The 20,354-nt window shown below is 57.2% G+C and carries 21 protein-coding genes and 2 pseudogenes; 4 read left to right on the top strand and 19 right to left on the bottom strand.

Annotated elements, in window-relative coordinates:
• Positions 1 to 105 precede the first annotated feature (105 nt).
• Positions 106 to 960 carry a helix-turn-helix domain-containing protein gene (locus AC3FOF_RS16695; RefSeq protein ID WP_017229091.1) on the bottom strand — a complete coding sequence of 285 codons (855 nt, stop codon included), beginning with the start codon at positions 958 to 960 and terminating at the stop codon, positions 106 to 108.
• Positions 961 to 1,116: 156 nt separating this feature from the next.
• Here AC3FOF_RS16695 and AC3FOF_RS16690 point away from each other — a divergent pair, with 156 nt between their 5' ends.
• Positions 1,117 to 1,665, top strand: a complete 549-nt coding sequence (locus tag AC3FOF_RS16690) for a GNAT family N-acetyltransferase (protein ID WP_017229092.1) — start codon at positions 1,117 to 1,119, stop codon at positions 1,663 to 1,665.
• 185 nt (positions 1,666 to 1,850) lie between these two features.
• Here the strand turns inward: AC3FOF_RS16690 and AC3FOF_RS16685 are convergent, their stop codons facing one another.
• Positions 1,851 to 3,374, bottom strand: coding sequence for an MFS transporter (locus AC3FOF_RS16685; RefSeq protein WP_488727171.1), 1,524 nt, complete (start codon positions 3,372 to 3,374; stop codon positions 1,851 to 1,853).
• A gap of 169 nt (positions 3,375 to 3,543) precedes the next feature.
• Between AC3FOF_RS16685 and AC3FOF_RS16680 the strand changes: the two genes are divergently transcribed.
• Positions 3,544 to 4,428: a LysR family transcriptional regulator gene (locus AC3FOF_RS16680; protein ID WP_276267874.1), complete on the top strand. Its 885-nt coding sequence runs from the start codon at positions 3,544 to 3,546 to the stop codon at positions 4,426 to 4,428.
• Between the two features lie 23 nt (positions 4,429 to 4,451).
• Here the strand turns inward: AC3FOF_RS16680 and AC3FOF_RS16675 are convergent, their stop codons facing one another.
• The 12 genes from AC3FOF_RS16675 to AC3FOF_RS16620 all read right to left on the bottom strand — a co-directional run bounded on the left by AC3FOF_RS16675 (position 4,452) and on the right by AC3FOF_RS16620 (position 12,032).
• On the bottom strand, positions 4,452 to 4,580 hold the full coding sequence (locus AC3FOF_RS16675) for a hypothetical protein (protein ID WP_488727170.1): 129 nt from the start codon (positions 4,578 to 4,580) through the stop codon (positions 4,452 to 4,454).
• Between the two features lie 93 nt (positions 4,581 to 4,673).
• Positions 4,674 to 5,525 carry an arylamine N-acetyltransferase family protein gene (locus AC3FOF_RS16670; protein ID WP_488727218.1) on the bottom strand — a complete coding sequence of 284 codons (852 nt, stop codon included), beginning with the start codon at positions 5,523 to 5,525 and terminating at the stop codon, positions 4,674 to 4,676.
• Positions 5,526 to 5,585: 60 nt separating this feature from the next.
• Entirely contained in the window at positions 5,586 to 6,548 is a 963-nt protein-coding gene (gene trxB, locus AC3FOF_RS16665) for a thioredoxin-disulfide reductase (protein ID WP_488727217.1), read from the bottom strand.
• Positions 6,545 to 6,865 carry a thioredoxin gene (gene trxA, locus AC3FOF_RS16660; RefSeq protein ID WP_488727169.1) on the bottom strand — a complete coding sequence of 107 codons (321 nt, stop codon included), beginning with the start codon at positions 6,863 to 6,865 and terminating at the stop codon, positions 6,545 to 6,547. The genes trxB and trxA overlap by 4 nt, the downstream gene beginning before the upstream one ends.
• Before the next feature lie 121 nt (positions 6,866 to 6,986).
• A complete protein-coding gene (locus AC3FOF_RS16655; protein ID WP_488727168.1) occupies positions 6,987 to 7,259 on the bottom strand; it encodes a DUF1360 domain-containing protein in 273 nt (90 codons plus the stop codon).
• A gap of 30 nt (positions 7,260 to 7,289) precedes the next feature.
• Complete coding sequence (locus AC3FOF_RS16650) at positions 7,290 to 7,799, bottom strand: GNAT family N-acetyltransferase (protein ID WP_488727167.1); 510 nt, start codon at positions 7,797 to 7,799, stop codon at positions 7,290 to 7,292.
• Between the two features lie 17 nt (positions 7,800 to 7,816).
• Complete coding sequence (locus AC3FOF_RS16645) at positions 7,817 to 8,128, bottom strand: GNAT family N-acetyltransferase (protein WP_488727166.1); 312 nt, start codon at positions 8,126 to 8,128, stop codon at positions 7,817 to 7,819.
• A 127-nt stretch (positions 8,129 to 8,255) separates the two neighbouring features.
• Entirely contained in the window at positions 8,256 to 8,573 is a 318-nt protein-coding gene (locus AC3FOF_RS16640; RefSeq protein ID WP_017229101.1) for a hypothetical protein, read from the bottom strand.
• 19 nt (positions 8,574 to 8,592) lie between these two features.
• Complete coding sequence (locus tag AC3FOF_RS16635) at positions 8,593 to 9,336, bottom strand: GNAT family N-acetyltransferase (RefSeq protein WP_017229102.1); 744 nt, start codon at positions 9,334 to 9,336, stop codon at positions 8,593 to 8,595.
• A gap of 103 nt (positions 9,337 to 9,439) precedes the next feature.
• Entirely contained in the window at positions 9,440 to 10,048 is a 609-nt protein-coding gene (locus AC3FOF_RS16630; protein WP_051078550.1) for a DJ-1/PfpI family protein, read from the bottom strand.
• 266 nt (positions 10,049 to 10,314) lie between these two features.
• Complete coding sequence (locus AC3FOF_RS16625) at positions 10,315 to 11,514, bottom strand: MFS transporter (RefSeq protein WP_488727165.1); 1,200 nt, start codon at positions 11,512 to 11,514, stop codon at positions 10,315 to 10,317.
• Between the two features lie 23 nt (positions 11,515 to 11,537).
• Positions 11,538 to 12,032: a DUF2938 domain-containing protein gene (locus tag AC3FOF_RS16620; protein WP_488727164.1), complete on the bottom strand. Its 495-nt coding sequence runs from the start codon at positions 12,030 to 12,032 to the stop codon at positions 11,538 to 11,540.
• Between the two features lie 128 nt (positions 12,033 to 12,160).
• On the opposite strand from AC3FOF_RS16620, the gene AC3FOF_RS16615 reads away from it, so the two are divergent.
• Entirely contained in the window at positions 12,161 to 12,496 is a 336-nt protein-coding gene (locus tag AC3FOF_RS16615) for a MerR family DNA-binding protein (protein ID WP_488727163.1), read from the top strand.
• Positions 12,497 to 12,656: 160 nt separating this feature from the next.
• Here AC3FOF_RS16615 and AC3FOF_RS16610 read toward each other — a convergent pair.
• Positions 12,657 to 12,824 (bottom strand): annotated as a pseudogene (locus AC3FOF_RS16610) (DUF3363 domain-containing protein); the annotation flags it as partial.
• A 2,385-nt stretch (positions 12,825 to 15,209) separates the two neighbouring features.
• Between AC3FOF_RS16610 and AC3FOF_RS16605 the strand changes: the two are divergent.
• Entirely contained in the window at positions 15,210 to 16,544 is a 1,335-nt protein-coding gene (locus AC3FOF_RS16605) for a replication initiation protein (protein ID WP_276267850.1), read from the top strand.
• Between the two features lie 87 nt (positions 16,545 to 16,631).
• On the opposite strand, the gene AC3FOF_RS16600 is transcribed toward AC3FOF_RS16605, so the two are convergent.
• The 4 genes and pseudogenes from AC3FOF_RS16600 to AC3FOF_RS16585 all read right to left on the bottom strand — a co-directional run.
• Positions 16,632 to 16,964 carry a hypothetical protein gene (locus tag AC3FOF_RS16600; protein ID WP_017229109.1) on the bottom strand — a complete coding sequence of 111 codons (333 nt, stop codon included), beginning with the start codon at positions 16,962 to 16,964 and terminating at the stop codon, positions 16,632 to 16,634.
• Positions 16,961 to 17,671 carry a ParA family protein gene (locus AC3FOF_RS16595; RefSeq protein WP_017229110.1) on the bottom strand — a complete coding sequence of 237 codons (711 nt, stop codon included), beginning with the start codon at positions 17,669 to 17,671 and terminating at the stop codon, positions 16,961 to 16,963. The genes AC3FOF_RS16600 and AC3FOF_RS16595 overlap by 4 nt, the downstream gene beginning before the upstream one ends.
• Positions 17,672 to 19,757: 2,086 nt before the next feature.
• On the bottom strand, positions 19,758 to 20,123 hold the full coding sequence (locus AC3FOF_RS16590) for an LLM class flavin-dependent oxidoreductase (RefSeq protein WP_488727162.1): 366 nt from the start codon (positions 20,121 to 20,123) through the stop codon (positions 19,758 to 19,760).
• Between the two features lie 10 nt (positions 20,124 to 20,133).
• Positions 20,134 to 20,310 (bottom strand): annotated as a pseudogene (locus AC3FOF_RS16585) (hydantoinase B/oxoprolinase family protein); the annotation flags it as partial.
• Positions 20,311 to 20,354: the final 44 nt, after the last annotated feature.

Here is a 20,354-nt window from a genome sequence, read left to right as displayed (position 1 = left end):
CTCCTGCTGCTTATTGCTGTAGAGGCTCACTCCAAGCTTGAATGCGAGTGCGAGACCTGACCATTCCGACAGGGTGCGATGAGCCATTCTAGTTACAACTACCGGTCAATCCTGACCGATCTTCTCCTGCTCATGTCTGCGATAGCGGGAAAGCGAAACCCCCGTTTGACGCTTGAAATAGCGACATAAATAGGATGGGTCCGCGAAGTGAAGCTCGTCCGCTATCTGACCGATCGCTAGATCACTGTAAGAGAGAAGAGCCTTGATCTCCAAGGTCACCTGTCGATCTATCAGACCTTTGGGTGTGTCATTGAAAAACTCTTTAGTTAGCTGTGACAAGTAGAACGGCGTGATATTGAGCGAATCGGCATAGAACTTCACATCCCGGTACTGCGCGCACTGCTTGCCTACCAATTCCCAGAAACGCCAACTGAGAATTTCCTTGCGGCTGTACTCCCTGCTTCCTTTGTGTTCGGCTGGAATCTTCTCTGCAATCTTTAGAAAGAAGTTCTGCAACTGATTGCGCAGCATGATGCGCTGGTAGGTCGGGCAGCACTGCGCGATATCCCGCACCTGCGCCATCCACCCCCCTATCAGCGGTTTGTCGTCCGTGGCTGGAACGCAATGAGGATGGTCATGAAGAAATACGAACAAGGGGTTAGGCAGTTGGTAGGCGACTTCCGCGGCAAAGTCTTTCCGCATCAGGCAGAAAAATATCTTGAAGCGACGCGAGCGGCGCTTGAGCAAGGCGATGGAGTCTTCAGCCAGCACCATCACATCATCGCGCCTGACCGCATGCTCTTTGAAGTTAAGGGTGAAATAGGCGCTCCCGGATAGGCAGATTAGCAGTGTCAAGTACGCACTGCCGAAAGAAAGCGGTACCCCTAGCCCTTCGGCTAGCGTGGTTTCCCCCGTCCGTATCGAATCGTCAGAAGCAAGCAGCTTCGGAATGTGATGCATAGTGTCTCTGCGCTGCAACATACAAAAGCAGTAAGCGTACCGCAGTTCACGATGGAGGTTTCGAAAAGTACCGAAAATGCCGAGGTACTGACATGTATCGGTGACGCATTTCCCAGTACTCTGTCCTACCGAAACACCCGAAAATGAGTACAAGACATGAGACTTGAGACAAACCGACTACTACTTCGCCCCTGGCAAGACACAGATGCCGCTGATCTGTACGAATATGCCAAAGACGACCGAGTTGGCCCCATCGCCGGTTGGCCGCCGCACACCAGCGTTGAGGAAAGTGCCGATATCATCCGAACGATCTTCAATCACCCTGAGGTCTACGCGGTCGAGCTAAAGGAGAATCGTCGTGCAGTTGGTTGCATCGGAATTCTCATAGGTGGCAACAGCAATTTCGAGATCAGTGAGCAGGAAGGGGAAATCGCATACTGGATCGGCGTGCCATATTGGGGCAAAGGCCTTATCCCGGAAGCGGTGCGTGAAGTGATGCGGCACGCCTTTGATACCCTGAATCTCAAGGCGCTCTGGTGTGGTTACTTTGATAGCAACATCCAGTCCTATTCCGCCCAGTCGAAATGCGGCTTCCGCCATCATCACACTGAAGAAAATAAATATAACCAATTCCTGCAGGACTATCGGAGAGAGCATATTAGCCGCATCACTTACAGGGAATGGCTGGAGCTATCTAAGAGATGATGAAAGAAGCATCATTTCAGGCTGTGAAGAACTCAGTAAAAACGCCGCAGGCGCGAGCGCGCTGCGGCGTGTCTTATATTCAGCCTTGAAAACTAGTAAGGTTCGTTGCGCCTACGCCTGCGGCACGGGCGAAGTGAAACTCTTCGGCAACGACGAGGAAGCAGCGAAGATGGCAAAGCTCCATTTCACGGCTCCGCTGAGGTTGTGTGGGTGGTGGCACGTTGCCTTCTCAACAATACGAATACGGCGCCAGCGGTCACGGCTGCCAGCGTGGCCAGAGCATGCAAAACAGTCACGAACGAGGTCGCATAGCTTTGCGCCAACTGTCCTTCCAAGCCTGGCAAGAGCGATGCTGCCGCGTGCAACTCACCGAGCGCAGCCCGGCCTGCGGCTTCCAGCACCACCGTCTGCGGGAAGATCGCGGCCTCCAGGGCCAAACTGTGCTGGATCAAGGTCGCGAGCAAGACGCTAACGATGGCGATCGCGACACCGTCGGCGGATACGCGCACGGTGTTGAAAATGCCCGTCGCCATGCCAACCCGTTCCGGTGACACCACACTGACGGCCATCCCGTCCATCAGGCCCCACGGCAGACCGATACCGATGCCGATGAGCAGTAAAGGCAAGCGCACCTCCTGACCACCGCCCACGGAGAACCCATGCGCCAGCCAGATCAAACCGCCGGCCACAAGCAACAGACCTGCACTGGACAGGGTGCCGGGCGTAAACCAGCGCGTGAGCAGCGCCGCCAGAAACGGCACGACGAGCAAAGGGGCTGCCAGCCAGACCATCATCCGTCCTGCCTGCAATGCGCCATAGCCGTCGGTGCCGATGAAGCGCCCTGGCAACATCACGATCAGCACAATGAATAGGAAGGCAGGCGACGCGGCCAGCGCCTGCACGCCGATGAATCCGGGATCGCGGAAAAAGCGCAAATCAATCATGGGCCGTGCGACTCGTCGTTCGATGTGGATGAATCCGACAAATGTGCCCCCCGAAGCCAACAATGCGCCGATGGCGACTGTATCTAGCCAGCCCCTCTCCGGTATCAGCAACATGCCATAGGTAAACAGGCCGAGAGCCAGCGTAAAACTGATCGCGCCAGGCCAATCCAGGGAACCATTAGCCGCTGCCCGTGCGTGTGGGGTGCTGATCGCCACCAGCCCAAGGCCTAGTACGCCGAGGGCCCCGGTCACATAGAAGACACCCTGCCAAGTACTGACTTCGACCATCCAGCCAAAAAACCAGGGGCCGAAAGACAGTCCCAGACCAAAGGTCGTTCCCAGCAGACTGAAAGCGCGGGCACGTGCCTGACCGTCAAAAAGCGGCGCCAGCGACGACATGGCTGCAGCGAACGCCGCTGCACCGCCCACTCCTTGGAACAGGCGCAGCACGTCCATCCACACCACAGACGGCATAAACGGGATGGCGAAAGTGAACGCACAGAACCACGCTAGCCCGATCAACCAGATGCGCCGCTGTCCATAAATGTCGGTCAGGCTGCCCGACACCATCATGGCTCCGCCATAACTGAGGATGTAGGAATTCATGATCCAACTCAGTTGCGCAGCGCTGCCGCCCAGTTCATGGCTGATCGCGGGCAGCACGACGGCAGGGCCGGTAAAGCAAAGCGGAATCAAGAGGCCCGTCAGGCACGCGGAAAGTAACTGAAGCCAGCGCGTTGCGGGCGAAGAGGCAATCGAAGGCATGGTTCTCTTCTCTCACACGGGTTACAGGTGCCCGATGGACACCTGCAGACGGGGGACGACATGCGATGCAACGGGGGTTTTCAGCAGCTTAAGCTGAGGCGACAAAAAGAAAAATACGCTACAGTTATTAATACTTCGGAAAAAATTTCTCAAGTGAATCGACACCATGATGGATAACCTTGGAAGTATTGGCGTATTCGTGCGCGTGGCAGAACGCCTTGGCTTCTCGGCCGTGGCGCGCGAACTAGGTGTTTCGCCATCGGCCGTGGGTAAAGCCATGGCGCGCCTGGAAGAACGCCTAGGCGTGCGCTTGCTCCACCGCAGCACGCGCACATTAGCGCTGACCGCCGAAGGAAAGAGATTTCTCGAACGCTGCCGGCGTATCCTGAGTGAAGTCGAGGCGGCAGAACTGGAGATGTCCCAAGCCAGTGAAATGCCACACGGCAAGCTACGCATCAGCCTGCCTCGCTACAGTGGCCTGTTCGAGCCGGTCATTGCTGACTTCATGCAGCGCTATCCAGCGGTGGAACTCGATCTGGACTTCTCGGATCGCCTGGTGGATGTCATCGGCGACGGCTTCGATGCCGCCGTGCGAGCCGGCACCCTGGCCGATTCAGGACTTAAGCGGCGCCGTCTGGGGACGTTCCGGCGAGTACTGGTCGCCGGCCCTAAGTATCTCGAGACACACGGACGGCCTCAGCAACCTGCCGACCTGCAAGCCCATGCCTGCCTGCACTACCGCTTTCCAAGTACAGGCCGGCTTGAGAAATGGCCGCTGCCACGCACAGCGGACGACGACCTGCCTGACCCTCCGCGCACACTGATCTGCAACAGTGTGGAAATGCGAATCCATCTGGCCTTGCGCGGCCAGGGCATCGCCTGTCTGGCGGACTTTATGGTGGCAGAGCATCTACGCACCGGAGAGTTGCAAACCATTTTGGATGGCTGCACCGACAAGAGTGGCGAAATATGGGTGGTCTGGCCAGCCAGCCGAGACTTGTCACCCAAGCTGCGCGCCTTCATCGACTGCTTGAGTGCGGGTGTTTTCGGCTGATGAAGCCATGCACCCATGCTCGGTCAACCATCAAATGTGGCTATCAATGGCGCAGCAGCCATCAAACATGCAATCCATGTATCGCTTAATTCTATGGCAGCTTCGAAGGCTTTTTCTGCAAGTCTGAGCAGGTATGCAGCTAGCTCGTTCATCCAAGTATCGACAACGCGCACATTCAGTTCGAATTGTTACGAGGAGCCTCCAGTTGCCAACGCTATTTATGCAATAAAAATCATTCGACAGGATCAGCGCGGAGCAAGCTCGGCGGCGGCAGCCTCGTGGCTGTGCGCGGTGACGCGCTGGAACAAGCTAGCCGCTTCACCGGGGGGGAGGTAGAGGTCGAAGCGTTTGTGCAGACAGTCTGCCCAATCGCCGGCATCGGTATACCGATGTTTCTGGTGCTCGCCTTCATTGTCGCGGTGCGTGTAGGTATCGTTCACCATCAGTTCGCGAGCATTGGGCTGGGTTCGGCTGACAAGCAGATTATTGAGGAAGACGGATTTAGGATGGGTGGATGTGTACCAGTTGCCGATTTCGAAATCTATATCCGCTGTGGGCGAGAGCGTATAGAGATATACAGTCTGCCATCCCGTGAGCGTTTGAAACTCCAGGCCCAGTTCGTCTCCTGCCTGGACAATACGAAACACACCGTGTGGAGTAGCTTGAGGTATATCGAGCAGAAATTCGAGCGGAGCAGTCTGCGTCGTTGATCCAAATGCCACGTCGACGAACCAACTGCGGCCCTCCAGTTCCACGCGTAGTAGCATGTGTGTCAATCCGGTCTCCACTTCCGTCGGCACTTGCCAGCGCACACGCGCGATGAGCGGTGTGACATGAAAGCCAATCTTCCGCAATACGGCAAGGAACAGCGTGTTGTGCTCAAAGCAGTATCCGCCACGCCGCCGCGCGATCAATTTTTCGGAAATGGCGTCCAGATCCAACTGAACGCCTTGGCCAGTGTAGGGCGCGATGTTCTCAAACGGAATAGATTGCGGATGCAGTAGGTGGAGTCGCTGTAGCACGTCGAGTGTAGGCTCCGCGAGGCCGTGATAGCCGATACGGTCGAAGTAACGGGTAAGGAACGCTGGTTCTGGAATTGCTGCCATTTGAGGTCACCGACGTGAGCGGTTTTTAGAAGGTTGGAAGTTGTTCTTGCTTCAGGATCCGGTGCCCAAGGCATCCAGATAGCGCTCGGCATCCAGAGCCGCCATGCAGCCGAAGCCAGCCGAGGTAATCGCCTGGCGGTAGTTTTGGTCAGCCACGTCGCCCGCAGCGAACACACCTTCCACTGAGGTCTGCGTGGCATTTCCGGCCAGGCCAGAGCGAATCTGTAGGTAGCCGTTGTGCATGGCTAACTGGCCCTCGAACAGGCCTGCATTCGGGGTATGGCCGATGGCCACGAACAAGCCTGTCGCCTCAATCTGTCGGGTACTACCATCTAGCGTGGATTTCAAGCGTACGCCGGTCAGGCCTTTGTCGTTACCGAGCACTTCGTCCACTTGTTGGTGCCAGACGGTCTCGATCTTGCCGGAATCGATTCTGGCGCTCAGCTTGTCCTGCAGGACTTTCTCCGCGCGCAGGGTGTCGCTGCGGTGGACCAGATAGACCTTGCGGGCGATGTTCGACAAGTAGAGCGCTTCTTCGACAGCGGTATTGCCGCCGCCGACCACCACAACACTCTGATCTTTGTAGAAGAAGCCGTCGCAGGTGGCGCAGGCTGACACACCGCGCCCCTTGAAGTGCTCTTCAGAATCGATCCCCAGGTACTTCGCGGTCGCCCCGGTGGCGATAACTAGCGCGTCGCAGGTGTCAGTGCCACTGTCGCCCACCAGCCGCAACGGCCGTTGTGATAGCTCTACTGTGTGGATGTGGTCGAAGATGACTTCGGTATCGAAGCGCTCGGCGTGCTCCTGCATGCGCGTCATCAGATCCGGTCCCATCAGCCCGTGGGCATCGCCTGGCCAGTTTTCCACCTCCGTGATGGTCATCAATTGACCACCCGGCTGCATGCCTGTAATGACCGCTGGTTTGAGATTCGCGCGAGCGGCATAGACCGCGGTGGTCCAGCCGGCCGGGCCGGAACCAAGAATGATGAGTTGACGATGCAGTGCCATGCTCAGGCGAGGTGCTTATTGATGAAATTCACGACGTTGTGCTTTGGGGCTGCTCCAGTCATCCGATCGATCACCTGACCTTCTTTGAACAGCAACACGGTCGGAATGCTCTGCACTCCATAGCGCACCGCCAGCTCTGGCGACCGGTCAAGATCGACCTCGCCAAACTGTGCTCTGCCTTGCATATCTTGGGCGACCGTTTTGAAGACAGGGGCCATGACTCGGCATGGGCCGCACCATTCCGCCCAGAAGCAGACGGCATATACGCCAGGCGATCGGCTGAGTGCAGTATCGAAATTGTCTTTGTTTAGTTCGTGAAGCACGAGATGAGACTCCAGAGTGGAAAGGAATGACGAGCGTCGCCGGTGTGGAAAGCGTGTGTAGTGCTCCTCGTTGCACGGCTACTGAACGGACGGGCGGGCGAGATTTGGATACGGAGGCCGCTCACTTTGGTGCAAACATGTCCTTGAGTTCCTTGTCACGGATCTTCTTAGCCATGCTCGTGAGCAGCACCTTAAAGAGCAGCCCGCTGACCAGCGTGGAAAGCGTCAGGCTGAAGAACGCGGCAACAATCCAGTCCAGCAACGCAAAGCCGCTATCTGTGACGGCGGGGCGGTAGATAGCTATGCCAAGGAGCACTACCCAGTGGCTTATGCAGAAGAAGCACTGAAATAGATGGCCGATCATGTGCCCGACCTGGCTTGGGAGCGGTCGCACTTGCGCAGGAAAACGCCACGGTGCATCGCATCACAGACTACGTCCCAACAATTGACCTGGCCAACCATCCACGTTGAAGGCTGAAATTCGCTCATATCCACAGGACTCATAGAAACGCACCAGAGCCCCTGTCTCGCCGCCGTAGCAGTCCACACGCAAGCGCTTCGCCCCGGCAACCCGGGCGCGGTCATCGGCAAAGGCCAACAGACGCCGGCCGACACCGCGCACCCGCGCATCACGCGAGGCAACCAGCACTCTCACATAGACCTCCGGCTCGGTCGCGGAAGGCACATAGGGCATGGACTCGCCCAAGACTAATACGGCCTGAATGCCGCCGTCCTGGTCTTCCGCTACCCATGCCTCAGGCTGCGCACAGGCTTCAGTCACTCGCGCAATCCGCTGGGGCAAAGTCGACCATGGTTCGCTACCCCATTGCCCCTCATTGCTCATTTCAACAAACCAAGCAATCACTTCATCGAAGATCCGCAACACTGCTGGGGCATCAACTACGCTGGCACGACGAATCGCCAGTCTGTCCATTCCTGTCGCCGCCACGTTCAAAACTCCTTCGCCAGCGTTACCGACCGGCGCACGGTTGTAAAACCCAGGCGCTCGTAGAGCACCCCGGCATCGGTAAGGCTTTCGGCATCCACATTGCGCACCGCCAGTTCCAGGCCTTCGTCGCGAAAGGTCTGCATTGTGCCCGCAAGTAAGGCGCTAGCAAGACCCAAGCCGCGCACCCGCGGGTGCACGCCCAAGACCTCGATGTAGCCAAAGCCGCGGCCTCGTGCCAGCCAGTCTTTGTGCGGCACGGCGCAGACGACGTATGCCAGCACGTCCTCGGCACCGTCGGCGCCCGGGCCTTTCACTTCAGAAGCCGGCCGGCCGACTCAATGCCTTCCCAGACATTCACTGCCAGCAATGCGGGAAGACCGGCGTCGATTGCCGACAGAATCCGAAGCCCGCGCCGCTGCTGCCAATTGAGCAACACTGAGCCTATGCCTTTTCCTCGGTGTTCAGAGTGCACCATTCCTTCAAGAGAGACCCAGGCCAGCGTTTCGTATATCCGGCTGGCGGCGACCAGTCCATAGGCCACAGCGCGCCCCTGGAGGTCAAAGGCAATGGCCAGTCCTGCACTGGATCGATTCCCGGCTCATCGAAGTCGAACTCAAAGCTATCTGCCGCAGCCACTTCCACAAGCAGCGCTATATCGTCGCGGTGGGCGTGGCACCAAGAAATACCGGCGATCGTCGCCGGCAGGCAGACTTCGGGGGAGACCGCGACACGATGTTTCAGCGCGATGGATGAGGTCATCCGCCCCTCCTCATCCCTTTCACTCCTGGCTATCTGGAGAAGGTACTTCCCAGCGCCCGAACAGTTCCAGCCCAGCCGCCTGGGCAAGTGCAATGGAAGCCGGGTTGTCAAGCTGGCTACGGTACTGAAGTTCATGCCGGTTGGTCATGGCATGACGGCCCACGGTTCGTAGCACACGCGTGGCATACCCATTGCCGCGTGCCGAAGCAAGGGTCAGCACGCCAACGTCGGCCAGGGCTGCGCCATCCCAGGGGTAGATGCTCGCAGCGCTGAGAAGACGGCTGTCCTCGCCGACCACTCCAAACACAGCCCAGTCATCAATGCCAACCTGCGCAGCTTCGAGATCTTGCTCGCTGGCGCGACTTTCGAATGCGGCAAACAGCGAGGCATCGTTAGCGCGCAACCTGCGAACATCATCGGGCTCCGGTTCGGCCAGCCATGCATCACGAGCTGCGTTGGGTAGATAGTAGAGATTGTCGGCGCCATGCATAACAATGCCGATTTCCACCAGACCCTCACGCAGCCTTGCCTCAGTCAACGCGCCGGCCTCACCTGGAATTCCGATAGCGCCAAGAGACTGCGCCGCTTCAGGTAGCAACGCCACGGCAGTGTGCATGTCGCTCACCGTGTGGAGGATAGTGACGCCTTCGTCATCCTCCAGCTGCGGGTTGATGACGATGCTCAACTTGTCGTCTCGATAGATTGTGCGACCCACAAAGAGCGCTCGCCAGTATCGATGAACGGACTCGGCAAATAGTGTCATTTTCTTTCATTCGATCAATGTTTCCTAGATAAGCACCCCGTCAGTACTACGGCGCGCAATTGAGCACGATAGAACACGTCATTGGCGAGGCCCTCCCTGGATGTCAATCGCTTTTCCCAACCGAGAAGAGATCCATGGCCGCGTTGTCGTTCCATATGTACTCAGTGTCATGAGCGATTTTCTCGGCAACCTGGCGGTTATATATTATTTCCACGAGACCAAGAGCCATGTCGGTTCCGGCCGAGACGCCCGAAGATGTGACGTATTTTCCATCAACAACCCAACGTGCACTTCCCTGCCAAAGCACGCTACGATCTTGGCTTGTTGCGAACTCATATGCCAATTTGTTGGATGTTGCACGGCGGCCCTTAAGAACTCCTGCCTTTGCCAGAATAGCCGATCCTGTACATACAGAGGTAGTCCATTCAGTTTTTTTGTCTTGCCTACGAAGGAACTCTAGCAAGGCGGAATTGTTAACCTCTCTACGGGCACCCATTCCACCGGGGACCATAAGAATGTCGAATTGAGGCGCATTGTCGAATGAGTAAGTTGCGTTCGTTTCGACGCCTTGTGCTGACTTTACGAGGCCACCATTCTGAGAAACCATGAAGACCTGATAATCTGGCAGATCACCCCACATCTCCACCGGACCGAAGACATCAAGTGTCTCGAATTCATTAAATAATACAATTCCAATTTTCTTTTTAGTCATCGCCACATTCCTTGATGTATCTGACGACTTGATGGTTTCGGGTAATTTATGAGTATCAGCGCGCGCCACCCCACCAAATAAGATGATTGCAAATGCAAATATGACCTGAAATATATTCGGGGTAGCGTAATGAAATATTGACCTAGTTAGCATTCTGTTTAATTTAATTAACTGGTTCGATTTCGCTTCCCGGGAAGTAGGAGCTGACCTACTCGGCGTGGACGGATTCATAAGCAGGACCTGCCAACTCGCGCTTGATTGAACATCTATGCAAGTTCACCAGCAGATTCATGTGCGTGGCTCAATCGTGTGTCGAGAGCGGCCAACCCAAGGGCAATAGCACCTATTGCCGCCCCCACCCAGCCAACTGACGACAGTCCATAGCCGAAACTGATAGGAAGCCCCGCAAGCAGTGGGGCAAGCGTTAGGCCGGCTTGAAATGCGGATGAATTCGTTGCTCCCGCGAGCATTGGCGCATCCGGTGCCACCGCATAGACGCGGCCCCATACCGCCGGATTTAGCAGGAAGCCCGCGAAGCCAAGAACGAGCACCAAAGTGACTGTCGCCACCCAATGTGAGGCCAAGAGCGCTATTGCCGCAGAGGCAAGAATGAGGCAAATGATGCCGGTAACAAGCGTGGCGAACTGATGACGATCGGCGGTTCGACCGCCGATCGTAAGCCCGATGAATGCGCCGACGCCGAACAATGTCAGCACGGCAGGTAGCCACTCAGCAGGCAACCCGCTCACGTCGAGCAGCAAGGCCCCCAGATAGCCGAACGTGCCCATATAAGCGGCCGTGGTGACCATCGTCGTGGCATATGCCACCCAAAGAACAGGGCGCTTCATTGCACGTAACTCGGTCTTGAGGTCTGGCACCACAACATCCCCAGGTGTTTTTTTTGGCAGCGCAAGGAGGCCGGAGACCGCCGACACGGCAGTCACCGCCACGACAGCCCAGAATCCCCCGCGCCAGCCCGTGGAATCGCTAATGAACGTGCCCACTGGCCCACCTAGAACCATGGCAGCGGTTAGGCCGCTGACGACAATGGAAAGCGCCTTGGCGCGGCGATCAGGAGGCGAGAGTTGCACGGCTGTCGCCGCCGCAACTGCCCAGAAGCAGGCGTACGCCAAACCCATAGCGAAGCGCGCGACAAGAATTGACCAATACCCTTGTGCAAGCAGGCTGAGTGCCGTCGCGACGATGAAAGCCACTTGGCTGATGAACAGTGTGCTGCGACTAGGCCAGCGCAGCGCCAGGATGGCGAACGGCGGCCCACCAATCAGTGCGCCAACCGCAAACGCGGAAATTAGGGTGCCTGCTGTGGGTAGCGTGATGCGCAGATCAGCCGCGATCATTGGGAGAATGCCTCCCATCAAGAATTCGGCGGTACCCATCGCAAAAAGGCTAAGGGCAAGAAGATAGACGGCAGCAGGAATAATCCCGTCGTTCTTGTTTTCGTTCATGACAATTTTTCCAAGTGCCCCACTCATTCCCACACCAACTTGAGCACTGCTGCGGATAGATAAAGACCGCCCCCAAAGATCGCATGCGTCAGCAGGCTGCGCAGACGATTTTTCCAAGGGGTTGGTGTGCGAGATGCCGCAATTCCTGCGCCCATTGCTGGCTGCATCACGAAGAAGGGGATAACAACAGTCACCGTGCCCACGGCCAGGGCGGGCAGCCACACGGGATCATGCAGCCATTCCGCGCCATAGATGCCTACCAGCAACGCCGCGAACGCGATGCCAACGGCGTAGTGAATCGCCCACCCCAGGGACAACTCGCCCGGTATCGGCGCGGCCTTGCCGATGCTGGCGTGCGCGAACCTGGCCCGACAAAGATGGCCTGCCCACCGGCCAACCATTGCGTAGTCGAGCGTAGGAATGCCCAAGCTCTTCTGGATCATTGACCACACGTCCATCACGGCTGTCGCGCCGACCCCGATCAGAACCAGCCTTATCAACTCGCCCATCGATATCATTTTCTGTCCTTTCCATTGATGAGAGCATCGTCTGCAGGCATGCTAGAAGTTGAAGTCAACTTCAAGTCAAGGGATGCAACACGGATATTTCAGAAGTTGCCCGACGCACGGGCCTGCCATCCGCGACAGTGCGGTTCTATGAGAAGAAGGGCTTGATCACGGCGACCAGGTTCGCGGGCGAGCGGCGGCGCTTTGCATCGGGCGTGGTCGATCAGTTAGCGTTGATTGCACCCTGGCAGGCCGGCGGCCTCTCGCTGGCCGAGATCCGCGCCATGCCCCCCTCCGATGGTGCTCCGCGGGTGGACGGAGAGGTGCTGTTGGCCAAGGCCGACAACATTGACGCGACCATCAAGCGCCTAAGGACCATGAGCCAAGGCTTGCGTCATGCCGCAGAATGCCCCGCTGCTAGCCATGCGCAATGTCCGACTTTTCAGCGGCTACTCAAGGCTGCTGCGGGCAGGTAAAAAAAGCGTAGAGCGACAGCCCGGAGTGAGGCGACGTCACGAATCACCAGTGCACCCTTGTGACCAAGCACAATAGGAAACAAGGAAGCGGTCAATGGTTCGATCATGAACACCCCGCTTCCCCCCTCGACCCATGCACTGGAAAGGCATGTAACGGGCAACCGTCGATCAAATGCTGGTCGAGCCCGGTGGCGCCGATCACACGGACCTGCCGCTCGATAGGAAGATGCGATTTCAGCTCCACGGCCACACCGGCCAGGCGCTGCGCGTTGTACTGGCGGCCACGCTCGGGCAGGTCGACCGGCACCTTCCATAGCCCCTCGGCGATGGCCGCTGAACTGGCGCTCCGTGCGCTCTGCCCTGAGCCTTGTGGCCCCCCGCTTCGATTCAGATTGAGGCACCCAGCCTCTCGCCTCGCCATCGAGCCGTTGCGCGACAGCGTCGCGCAGCGTCTTTGGATGTACTCCAGCGCCTTGGCCCGTGACGCTGCTCTCGGACACGAGAGAGCATCTCAATTGCGGCCTGGCGTGCGGTTGCTCCGCGGTGGCGGTCTCGTCGCTGCTCCTCGTGACCAGCCTTCACTTACTGGTCAAGGCCAAATCCCGTTCCAATGGAGAAATCTACGCGACGACGCAGTGACTATGACGCGACGGTCCTGCCCAGACCCCATAGCCACTCCTCGAGCTTGGGTCTGACATGTGCAAGGCATCCCGTGGCCACGCGCTCCGGGTGGGCCTGCAGCATACCGTCAGATGCCACGGATTCGGCTCTTTCCTTCCAACATCGGTCATTACCGTATTCGCTGGTTGCTCCCACGAGGGCAATCGGGTCATGCACCGCGCGACCGATCAGGCTGCGGGTCGCAGGGACCGCGCGCATAGGCTCAGACGCAAGCACCCAGTCTTGCCTGGGCGGGGGTCGAACTGTGCTGCAGCCGTGCCGCGGCAGCGAACCCGCACCATCGTCCCCACGATCTCCCTTCGTGAGAGAGCACGCTGGATCGCTTCGGCCGATTCTAGGTGGAAGAGCTGGACGCTCGCCAAAAAGTGATCCCTGCCCCTCGTGATCTGTCCTGGTGTGAGCCCTTAGCTACGCCTGGCCAGACATATCCTTCGAGATCGGCACCCACAGGGTCTGGTGTGATCCCATGGTCTTCAGCGGAGGCCGCCGGCACGAAGCCTTCCCGGCACGGTTCACTGGTGCAATGGGTTGGGCCGCAGTTTCCTATCGCTCGGGCTTGGTGCAATGAATTGGGCCGCAAATCAAAGGTTGCCGGTGAAAGGTGCATCGTTTTGGGCCGCTTTTAAGGAAGAGCAACAAATAGTAAGTGCTTCCTATCATTAAAACCACTGAGTTTTGGAAATCGGGAGGGCTTTGCGGACCAAAGAGATACACCTTTCCAGCTGAACTGCCAGGGAAAGGGCCTCTATAGGCTTTTCCGCTCCCCCTCCCGATGCTGTTCGGACCAATGGATTGCGCCTTTGCGGAAGTGGCGTCTAAGCAGCATTTTTTGCGGACCAATACGCTACACCCATGGACTATATGGTCCGTGAGTGCAGCGGATCTTGGTGGCAGGCCATGCCGCTAGCAAGTGCGAGGCTACAGTTGCGGACCAATAGATTGCACGTTGAGCCGGGCGCCTACTATATTGCGGACCAATGAATGACACCGTTTTGCTTCGGCTACGAGAATTGCGCACCAATAAATTGCACTTTGCCTGGGTGCATGGTGTTGCGGACCAATGGACTGCACCTTCTACAGGTTTGGAGGACTGCGCACCAATAAACTGCACCTTGCCTGGGTGCATGGTGTTGCGGACCAATGGACTGCACCTTCTACAGGCTCGGAGGACTGCGCACCAATAAATTGCACTTTGCCCGGGGGGGTGGTATTGCGGACCAATGGACTGCACCTTCTACAGGCTCGGAGGACTGCGCACCAATAAATTGCACTTTGCCTGGGTGAGTGGCGTTGCGGACCAATGGACTGCACCTTCTACGAACTCGGCTGACTGCGCACCAATAGATTGCACTTTGCCTGGGTGCATGGTGTTGCGGACCAATGGACTGCACCTTCGGATGAATCGCTCAAAGTGCGGACCAATGGAGTACACCTTCAGATAGGTTGCTAGATTTGCGGGCCAATAGATTGCACGTTAAAGAGCAACTTAGGTTGCGGACCAATGGATTGCCTCTGCATGCGTGGAGATTTAGTTGTCCATCCACAGTTGCTGTGGATAACCTGTTCGGTTTTGACCTTCCGCACTTCTGCGCGGAGAGCAAGCAGCTTCTTTGTTTGTAAACCAGCTAACGTATACGAGACCGTTTTTTTTGTTTGAAATCAGTAGGTTGCGACGAGCAAAGTGTAATCTTTTGGTGGCAAGGTGTGATTCGTTGGTTCGAAGGTGTCATTTCTTGGGCCGCAAAAGTGTTAACTATTGGTGCTTGATGGTGTTATTCATTGGCCTCAAAGTGCAATTCATTGGCCTATGGTGTTAACTATTGGTTTATGGGCCCCCGAATCGCTTGGATTGCCTAGCAGGCAAGGCTTCGCAGGCCATGCTCCATCGCGGATGGTGTAATACATTGGTGCGGAGGTGCAGATTTTTGGTGCGGCGTGGACATCGCCTCCGCGCCAAGGTGCAATCGTATACTTGACTCATTGCACCTTTAGATAGATAGTACCGGCACTATCGCTAGTGCACCCCTCCCCTATGGCTGACGTCCCACGTAACCTCCAGGAACAACTGGGCTTCGACATTTTCAACGCAGTCCGTGGGGAGATGGGTGCTGCAACGGCGATCACCGAGTCGAGCCGTGAGATAGGCTACCGCAAGACTAACGTTCTGATCGACGTTTCGCCGCTCACCCTCCTCGCTCGCAGAGCAATCAATGCGCTATGGTTGACCGTCTCCGAGAATCCTGACCTGCCGCACTACGATATTGAACTGGGTTATTTCAAATGGCTCGCCAAGTTTGAGACATCTAACAACCTGGCGCACCTAAAGAAGGCATTGCGCGAATGCCAAAGTGCATCGGTACAGGTCTCTGTTGACGAGACCGATGGCGATCCGCAGTGGGCCTCCGTTCCACTGCTTGGGTCGGTCGGGATCTCTGGCGGACGCGTGGTATTCAAGGTCGACGAGATGATCAGGCGTCAACTCAAGGACCCACAGCGCTACACCTATCTGTCGTTGCGCATGTCGGCTGCGTTGAGCAACTATGCCTACATTCTGTACGAGAGGTTGAGCTCGCTTCGCTTCATGGGGACGACGGATTGGATTCCGCTTGATGTGGTGCGAAAGTGGGTCAATGCTGACTCCGTCAAGTCGCTCACGGAGTACAAGCAGTTCAAGCGCCTCGTGCTTGATAAGAGCACGGAGCAAATCAACGAATTGACTGACCTGTATGTAGAGTTCGAGACAAAGACCACGCCTGGATCGCGTCGTGTAGCTGCTCTCCGCTTCAAGCTGCGCGATAACGCGAAGGGCAAACTGGTCCTGGATTTCGCTCATCCGCACGAGCTTAAGGATCTCTACGAAACCCTGGTGAAGGGCTTCGGGCTAAGCAAGCGGCAACTCAATGAAATCATCGGCAACCGGGAAGTCAACACGGACGATCGCATTCGCAAGGCTATTGAGTTGGTGAAACATCGTGTGCGTGTCGGCGGAGTAAAGTCGCCTGGCGCTTACCTGATGCGCGCGATCAAGGAAGGCTGGGAGCTTAGCGAAATCGAGCGAGAGATTGCCGCTGGTAAAAAGGTGGAGCCTGGTCAGCCGATCCTGATCGCCCCTGCCGAACTCGAGTTCGCCAGTTCACTTGAGCGGGACGTCGATGCAGGCCTGGCGTCTTTTCAGACGTTGGACAAGTCGGCACGAGACGAAGTGCTTGCGTCGCTGTATCGTGAAACTACCTTCAAGATGGCCACACGGCGCGCAAAGATTAAATCCGAGCCAGATGAAGCAGCCATTCTCGGGCGGAAGGCCCTGAAGACGGAACTTGGCCTCTTTATGAGCAGGACCCGAGGACAGCCTGCAACGCCAAAGTGATTGCGGTACCCACGGCAGGCGCAAGAAAAGGGGGCGCGCCCCCTTTTCTTGCGATTCAGATGGTATCTGATAGCTACCAGATAACTATCAGCGCTTATATTTGTCTTCCAGCGCTTCCACTGCGCGCTCGAGCAGCGCGCCGGCCGGGATATTCAGAGCTTCGGCCAGAGCATTGAAGCGTGCAATCGTATCGGGCGTTGCCTTGATATTGATCTGCTGATTGCGGCCAGTAGTGAATCGACGCTGGCGCCGCAAAGGTGGCGCGGCCGCCGCCGTCTCCAGCTTGCGGGCATCACGACTGACAAAGCCGTTTTCCTTGGCGACTTGCTCAATAGCCTGCCGGTCGGGCCGGGGCTTGTCTTCTCGCGGCCGCGGCTCGAAATCATCGAGCGCGGCGTCAAGTGGGTTCGCTCTGCTCATTGTGCAGCCTCCTTCTTCTCTTCCATATGGCCCTTGCGCAGGAACTGAAGGAGCTCACCTGCGAACATTTCTGCGTTCTCGATCGCCTTGTCGACGTTTGACACCTCAGATCGGCTAAGGCCCGAGAGCGACTGACGGTATGCGAACATAGCCTTGAAGGCCGCACGCTCGTTCAACTCGGTCTTGAATACTGGAATACCTGCATTCGCGAAGGATCGCCGGATGTGAGTCGTTTCGCGGCTCTGGATGGCTACGGATGTTCTGGTGAACAAGACAGCATAGGGAAGCTTGTAGTCGGGCTTGTGTTTTTGGATGCCGCGCTCGTGTGCGCGGATGAGGCGGAATGCTCTGCCAGCCTGTTCTGCGTCCAGTTGCGACCCTTGTGTCGGCACTACAACAAAGTCTGCTTCGCTGATCGCGTGTGCGACGATGGTTGCGGCGGTTCCCTCTAGGTCGACGATCACAAAGGCGGACTCTTTCGCCGCTGCATCGATCCTATCGGCGATGTCTTCCTCCGTGACATCCGAGATCACCGCCATGGACTTCGGAGCCGCACCTTCGGCGGCCCATGTCTTCACAGGATGATTCGGGTCTGCGTCGATGACAGTGACGCTCTTGCCGCGCTCCGCGATTTGGGTTGCCAGGACTAGGGATGACGTCGTTTTCCCCGCTCCGCCCTTAGGGCTTACGAACACGATAGTCGGCATCGAGATTCCTTTTTGCTATTAGATATCTGGTAGCTAGCGGATAGCCTGGCTAACTAGATGCCTAAGTATAGCGGATAGCTACTAGATATCAATAGCTACTAGATAGCTACCATGATACCCGAATGGTAGCTGCCGATGATGCCCTGTCACCGACGTCACCAAACTGCCTCATGATAGCTTCCAGCTATCTCATGGCTAGCTGAAAGCTATCCCATCGCGGCCACGGAGCGAACTCGACCACTCAGAATACAGGCGTGTTCGTTGCGGCCAATGCGATCAACTAGCTACCGTCATGGTAGCCAGCGGCTACCATTCAGCTGCGAATCCCACGTAGCGATGAATCGAGACAACGTGCCACAGAGTGCGGTATCGCAAGCCTCTCTCTGCGCTCACCGATAAGGCAGGACAGCATGATGGGCAGGCGGAGCGCATCTCAGGTGGCTATCGGATAGCTACTAGCTAAATCGCTGGAACAATTCGTTCGCCGGATCGAGTGACGGTGGTACGGGATAGCCGCTGGCTCCGATCTTGATAGAACTGGGACGTGCACCGCGGAGGGGCAGAGCTCCATAGGGTGCTTCGAGCCAGCGTTGCTGGTGGCGTCGCTTTTGCAGTCCTGCAATCTGGGTCCGGACCAGGATGATGGTGGCTTCCCACGGGCTCACAAACTCGATTCTCGACATCCACGATTCCCTCTAACCATCGGCTATCTGGTAGCTAGCCGATATCCTACCAATCGGAATCCCGGCAGCGTAACTGATAGCTACCGGATAGCCAATGGTACTATATGGCTACCAAAGTGCTACTATCGTAACCAAGACGACGGGGAGGTATCTGATAGCTATCTAGACGATGGCTTCGAATGAACGCACTGCCGGGCGAAACAGGAACGCGCTTGCTATTGAACTAGCTATCATTAGGCTATCTGGTAGCTACCATCTTGAGGGGCTTGTTGGTTATAGCTGGTAGCTACCAATTGCACCGGCTCGCCATGATGCAAAATAGTGGACGCGCTCGTCGCCACGTTTTGGGGGGCGGGGGGCTGATCACTAGGGGGCAAGATCCAATGGGAGTGGCCGCCGGAATATGTCTCGCGGACCTATCAGATGGCTGCTGACTAATTTCAGTGGAGCGAAAAACCTAGCGTTCGTGAGGATAGGGCGCTTGGTAGCTACCAGATATCCTTCGTGAGACAAGCGATCAGCTGTTCATGGCACAGGCACGATAGCTGGGAGCTAGCTTGCGTCACTAGGAAAGCGCAGGAACACCGTGTACCGTACGATTCTGTGATTGGTAGCTACCAGTTAAGAATCTGATCTGGGAGTGGCAGTATCGGATAGCTACTAGCTAGCCTTGCCCAGGCATCCCCTGACGAGTGGGCCTTCAAGGACGCCTTTGCAGGACAACGTATCTCCTAGACGTGCGCCTTTCGGGGCAGGCCCAGACGAGCGATTGCCGCCATCGTCCCGTCCATGAATGCACACATTGGAGCAGGGCAGTCCTGCTTGTCAGTGGATTTAGAGTGCAGCGCGTCTGCAGAGCGCATCGCGAGACAGGCTTCAGCAGGGATCATCTGGAGCGTTCCATTTGCAGCTGAGAAAGCTATCGGATAGCTACCGGATATCGTTGGGTGGATTCGGATTCCATACGCCTCGCCGCGGCAAATGCTGCCGACCTTTGTCACGCCGCTCAACACGGACCGTTGGCTACAAATTCTCTCCACGCGGCGCAACTATTCACGGCGGGGCGAAAACCTGAAGGCTACCGCGGACCCCCAAAGAACCCGAATCCAGCAAGGGGAACGGCAGACCAATAGCAAACACAGATCCCATGCCCGGCTTCCGGACGTACACCTCACGGCGCTAAGAACGCCCGGCGCATGCGTACCGGCACCGCCTGTGGAGTGTAAGTCTTTGATTTTCAACATCAACTATATGCTCCATCAATCTACCGGCCAATAATGTTGGGCAAAATGCTATGCCGATAATCGATCTTCGGGCATCTTGGAGTCCCGTCGCGGGCGGGGAGCACCACTTCGACCAGGTCGCAACCAATCCATACAATTTCTCATCTTCGATAAACGTCATTACCTCTGCAAGGCTCGCCTGCCTGGCAGGCCGCAACAGTCCGATGTCGCCGAGTGCCCGGCCCGGGCGATATGGAAGGGTTCGCCATAGGTGGTCGAGGCCGTGGCCGCCAGGCCGATGCGTTGCGTCACGGTCGGGAGCGCGGCCAGCAAGGTCAGCGGCTCGAAGCGCGCGATGAACGAGGGATGCTCCTTCGCGTTGGTGGCGAGGTTGTCGCCCAGGAATACCGTATCGAACCTGGCCGCCTCGGCTGCCTGGACAATGCGAACGATATGCGGCAGGTTCTCGCTGCCGAACTGGGCGCCGGGGTAGCGCCAGCCAGCCACGCGGTGGCCAGCGGCCTGCAGAAACAGGCCGAGCCGCATTTGTCTGTTATACCCCGGCGGAAAGATCCCCGGCTTCGCGCGTGGAGGTGCCGAAGGCCGTGCGGATCAGGGTCTGCGCCTGTTCCTCCACGACCGACAGCAGCCGGTTCCATATCAGCTGGAGGCGGATGTGGTCCAGCGCGGCGGGCGCGGTGCGACGCCCTGGCGAAGATGGGGGCTGCTGCATTGAACTCATGAGGCGGCGAATGGGCTGGTGCCGCGCGTGGGGAT

This window comes from Cupriavidus sp. 96C5-1, assembly GCF_057798855.1.
This window is presented reverse-complemented; position numbering and strand designations above follow the sequence as displayed.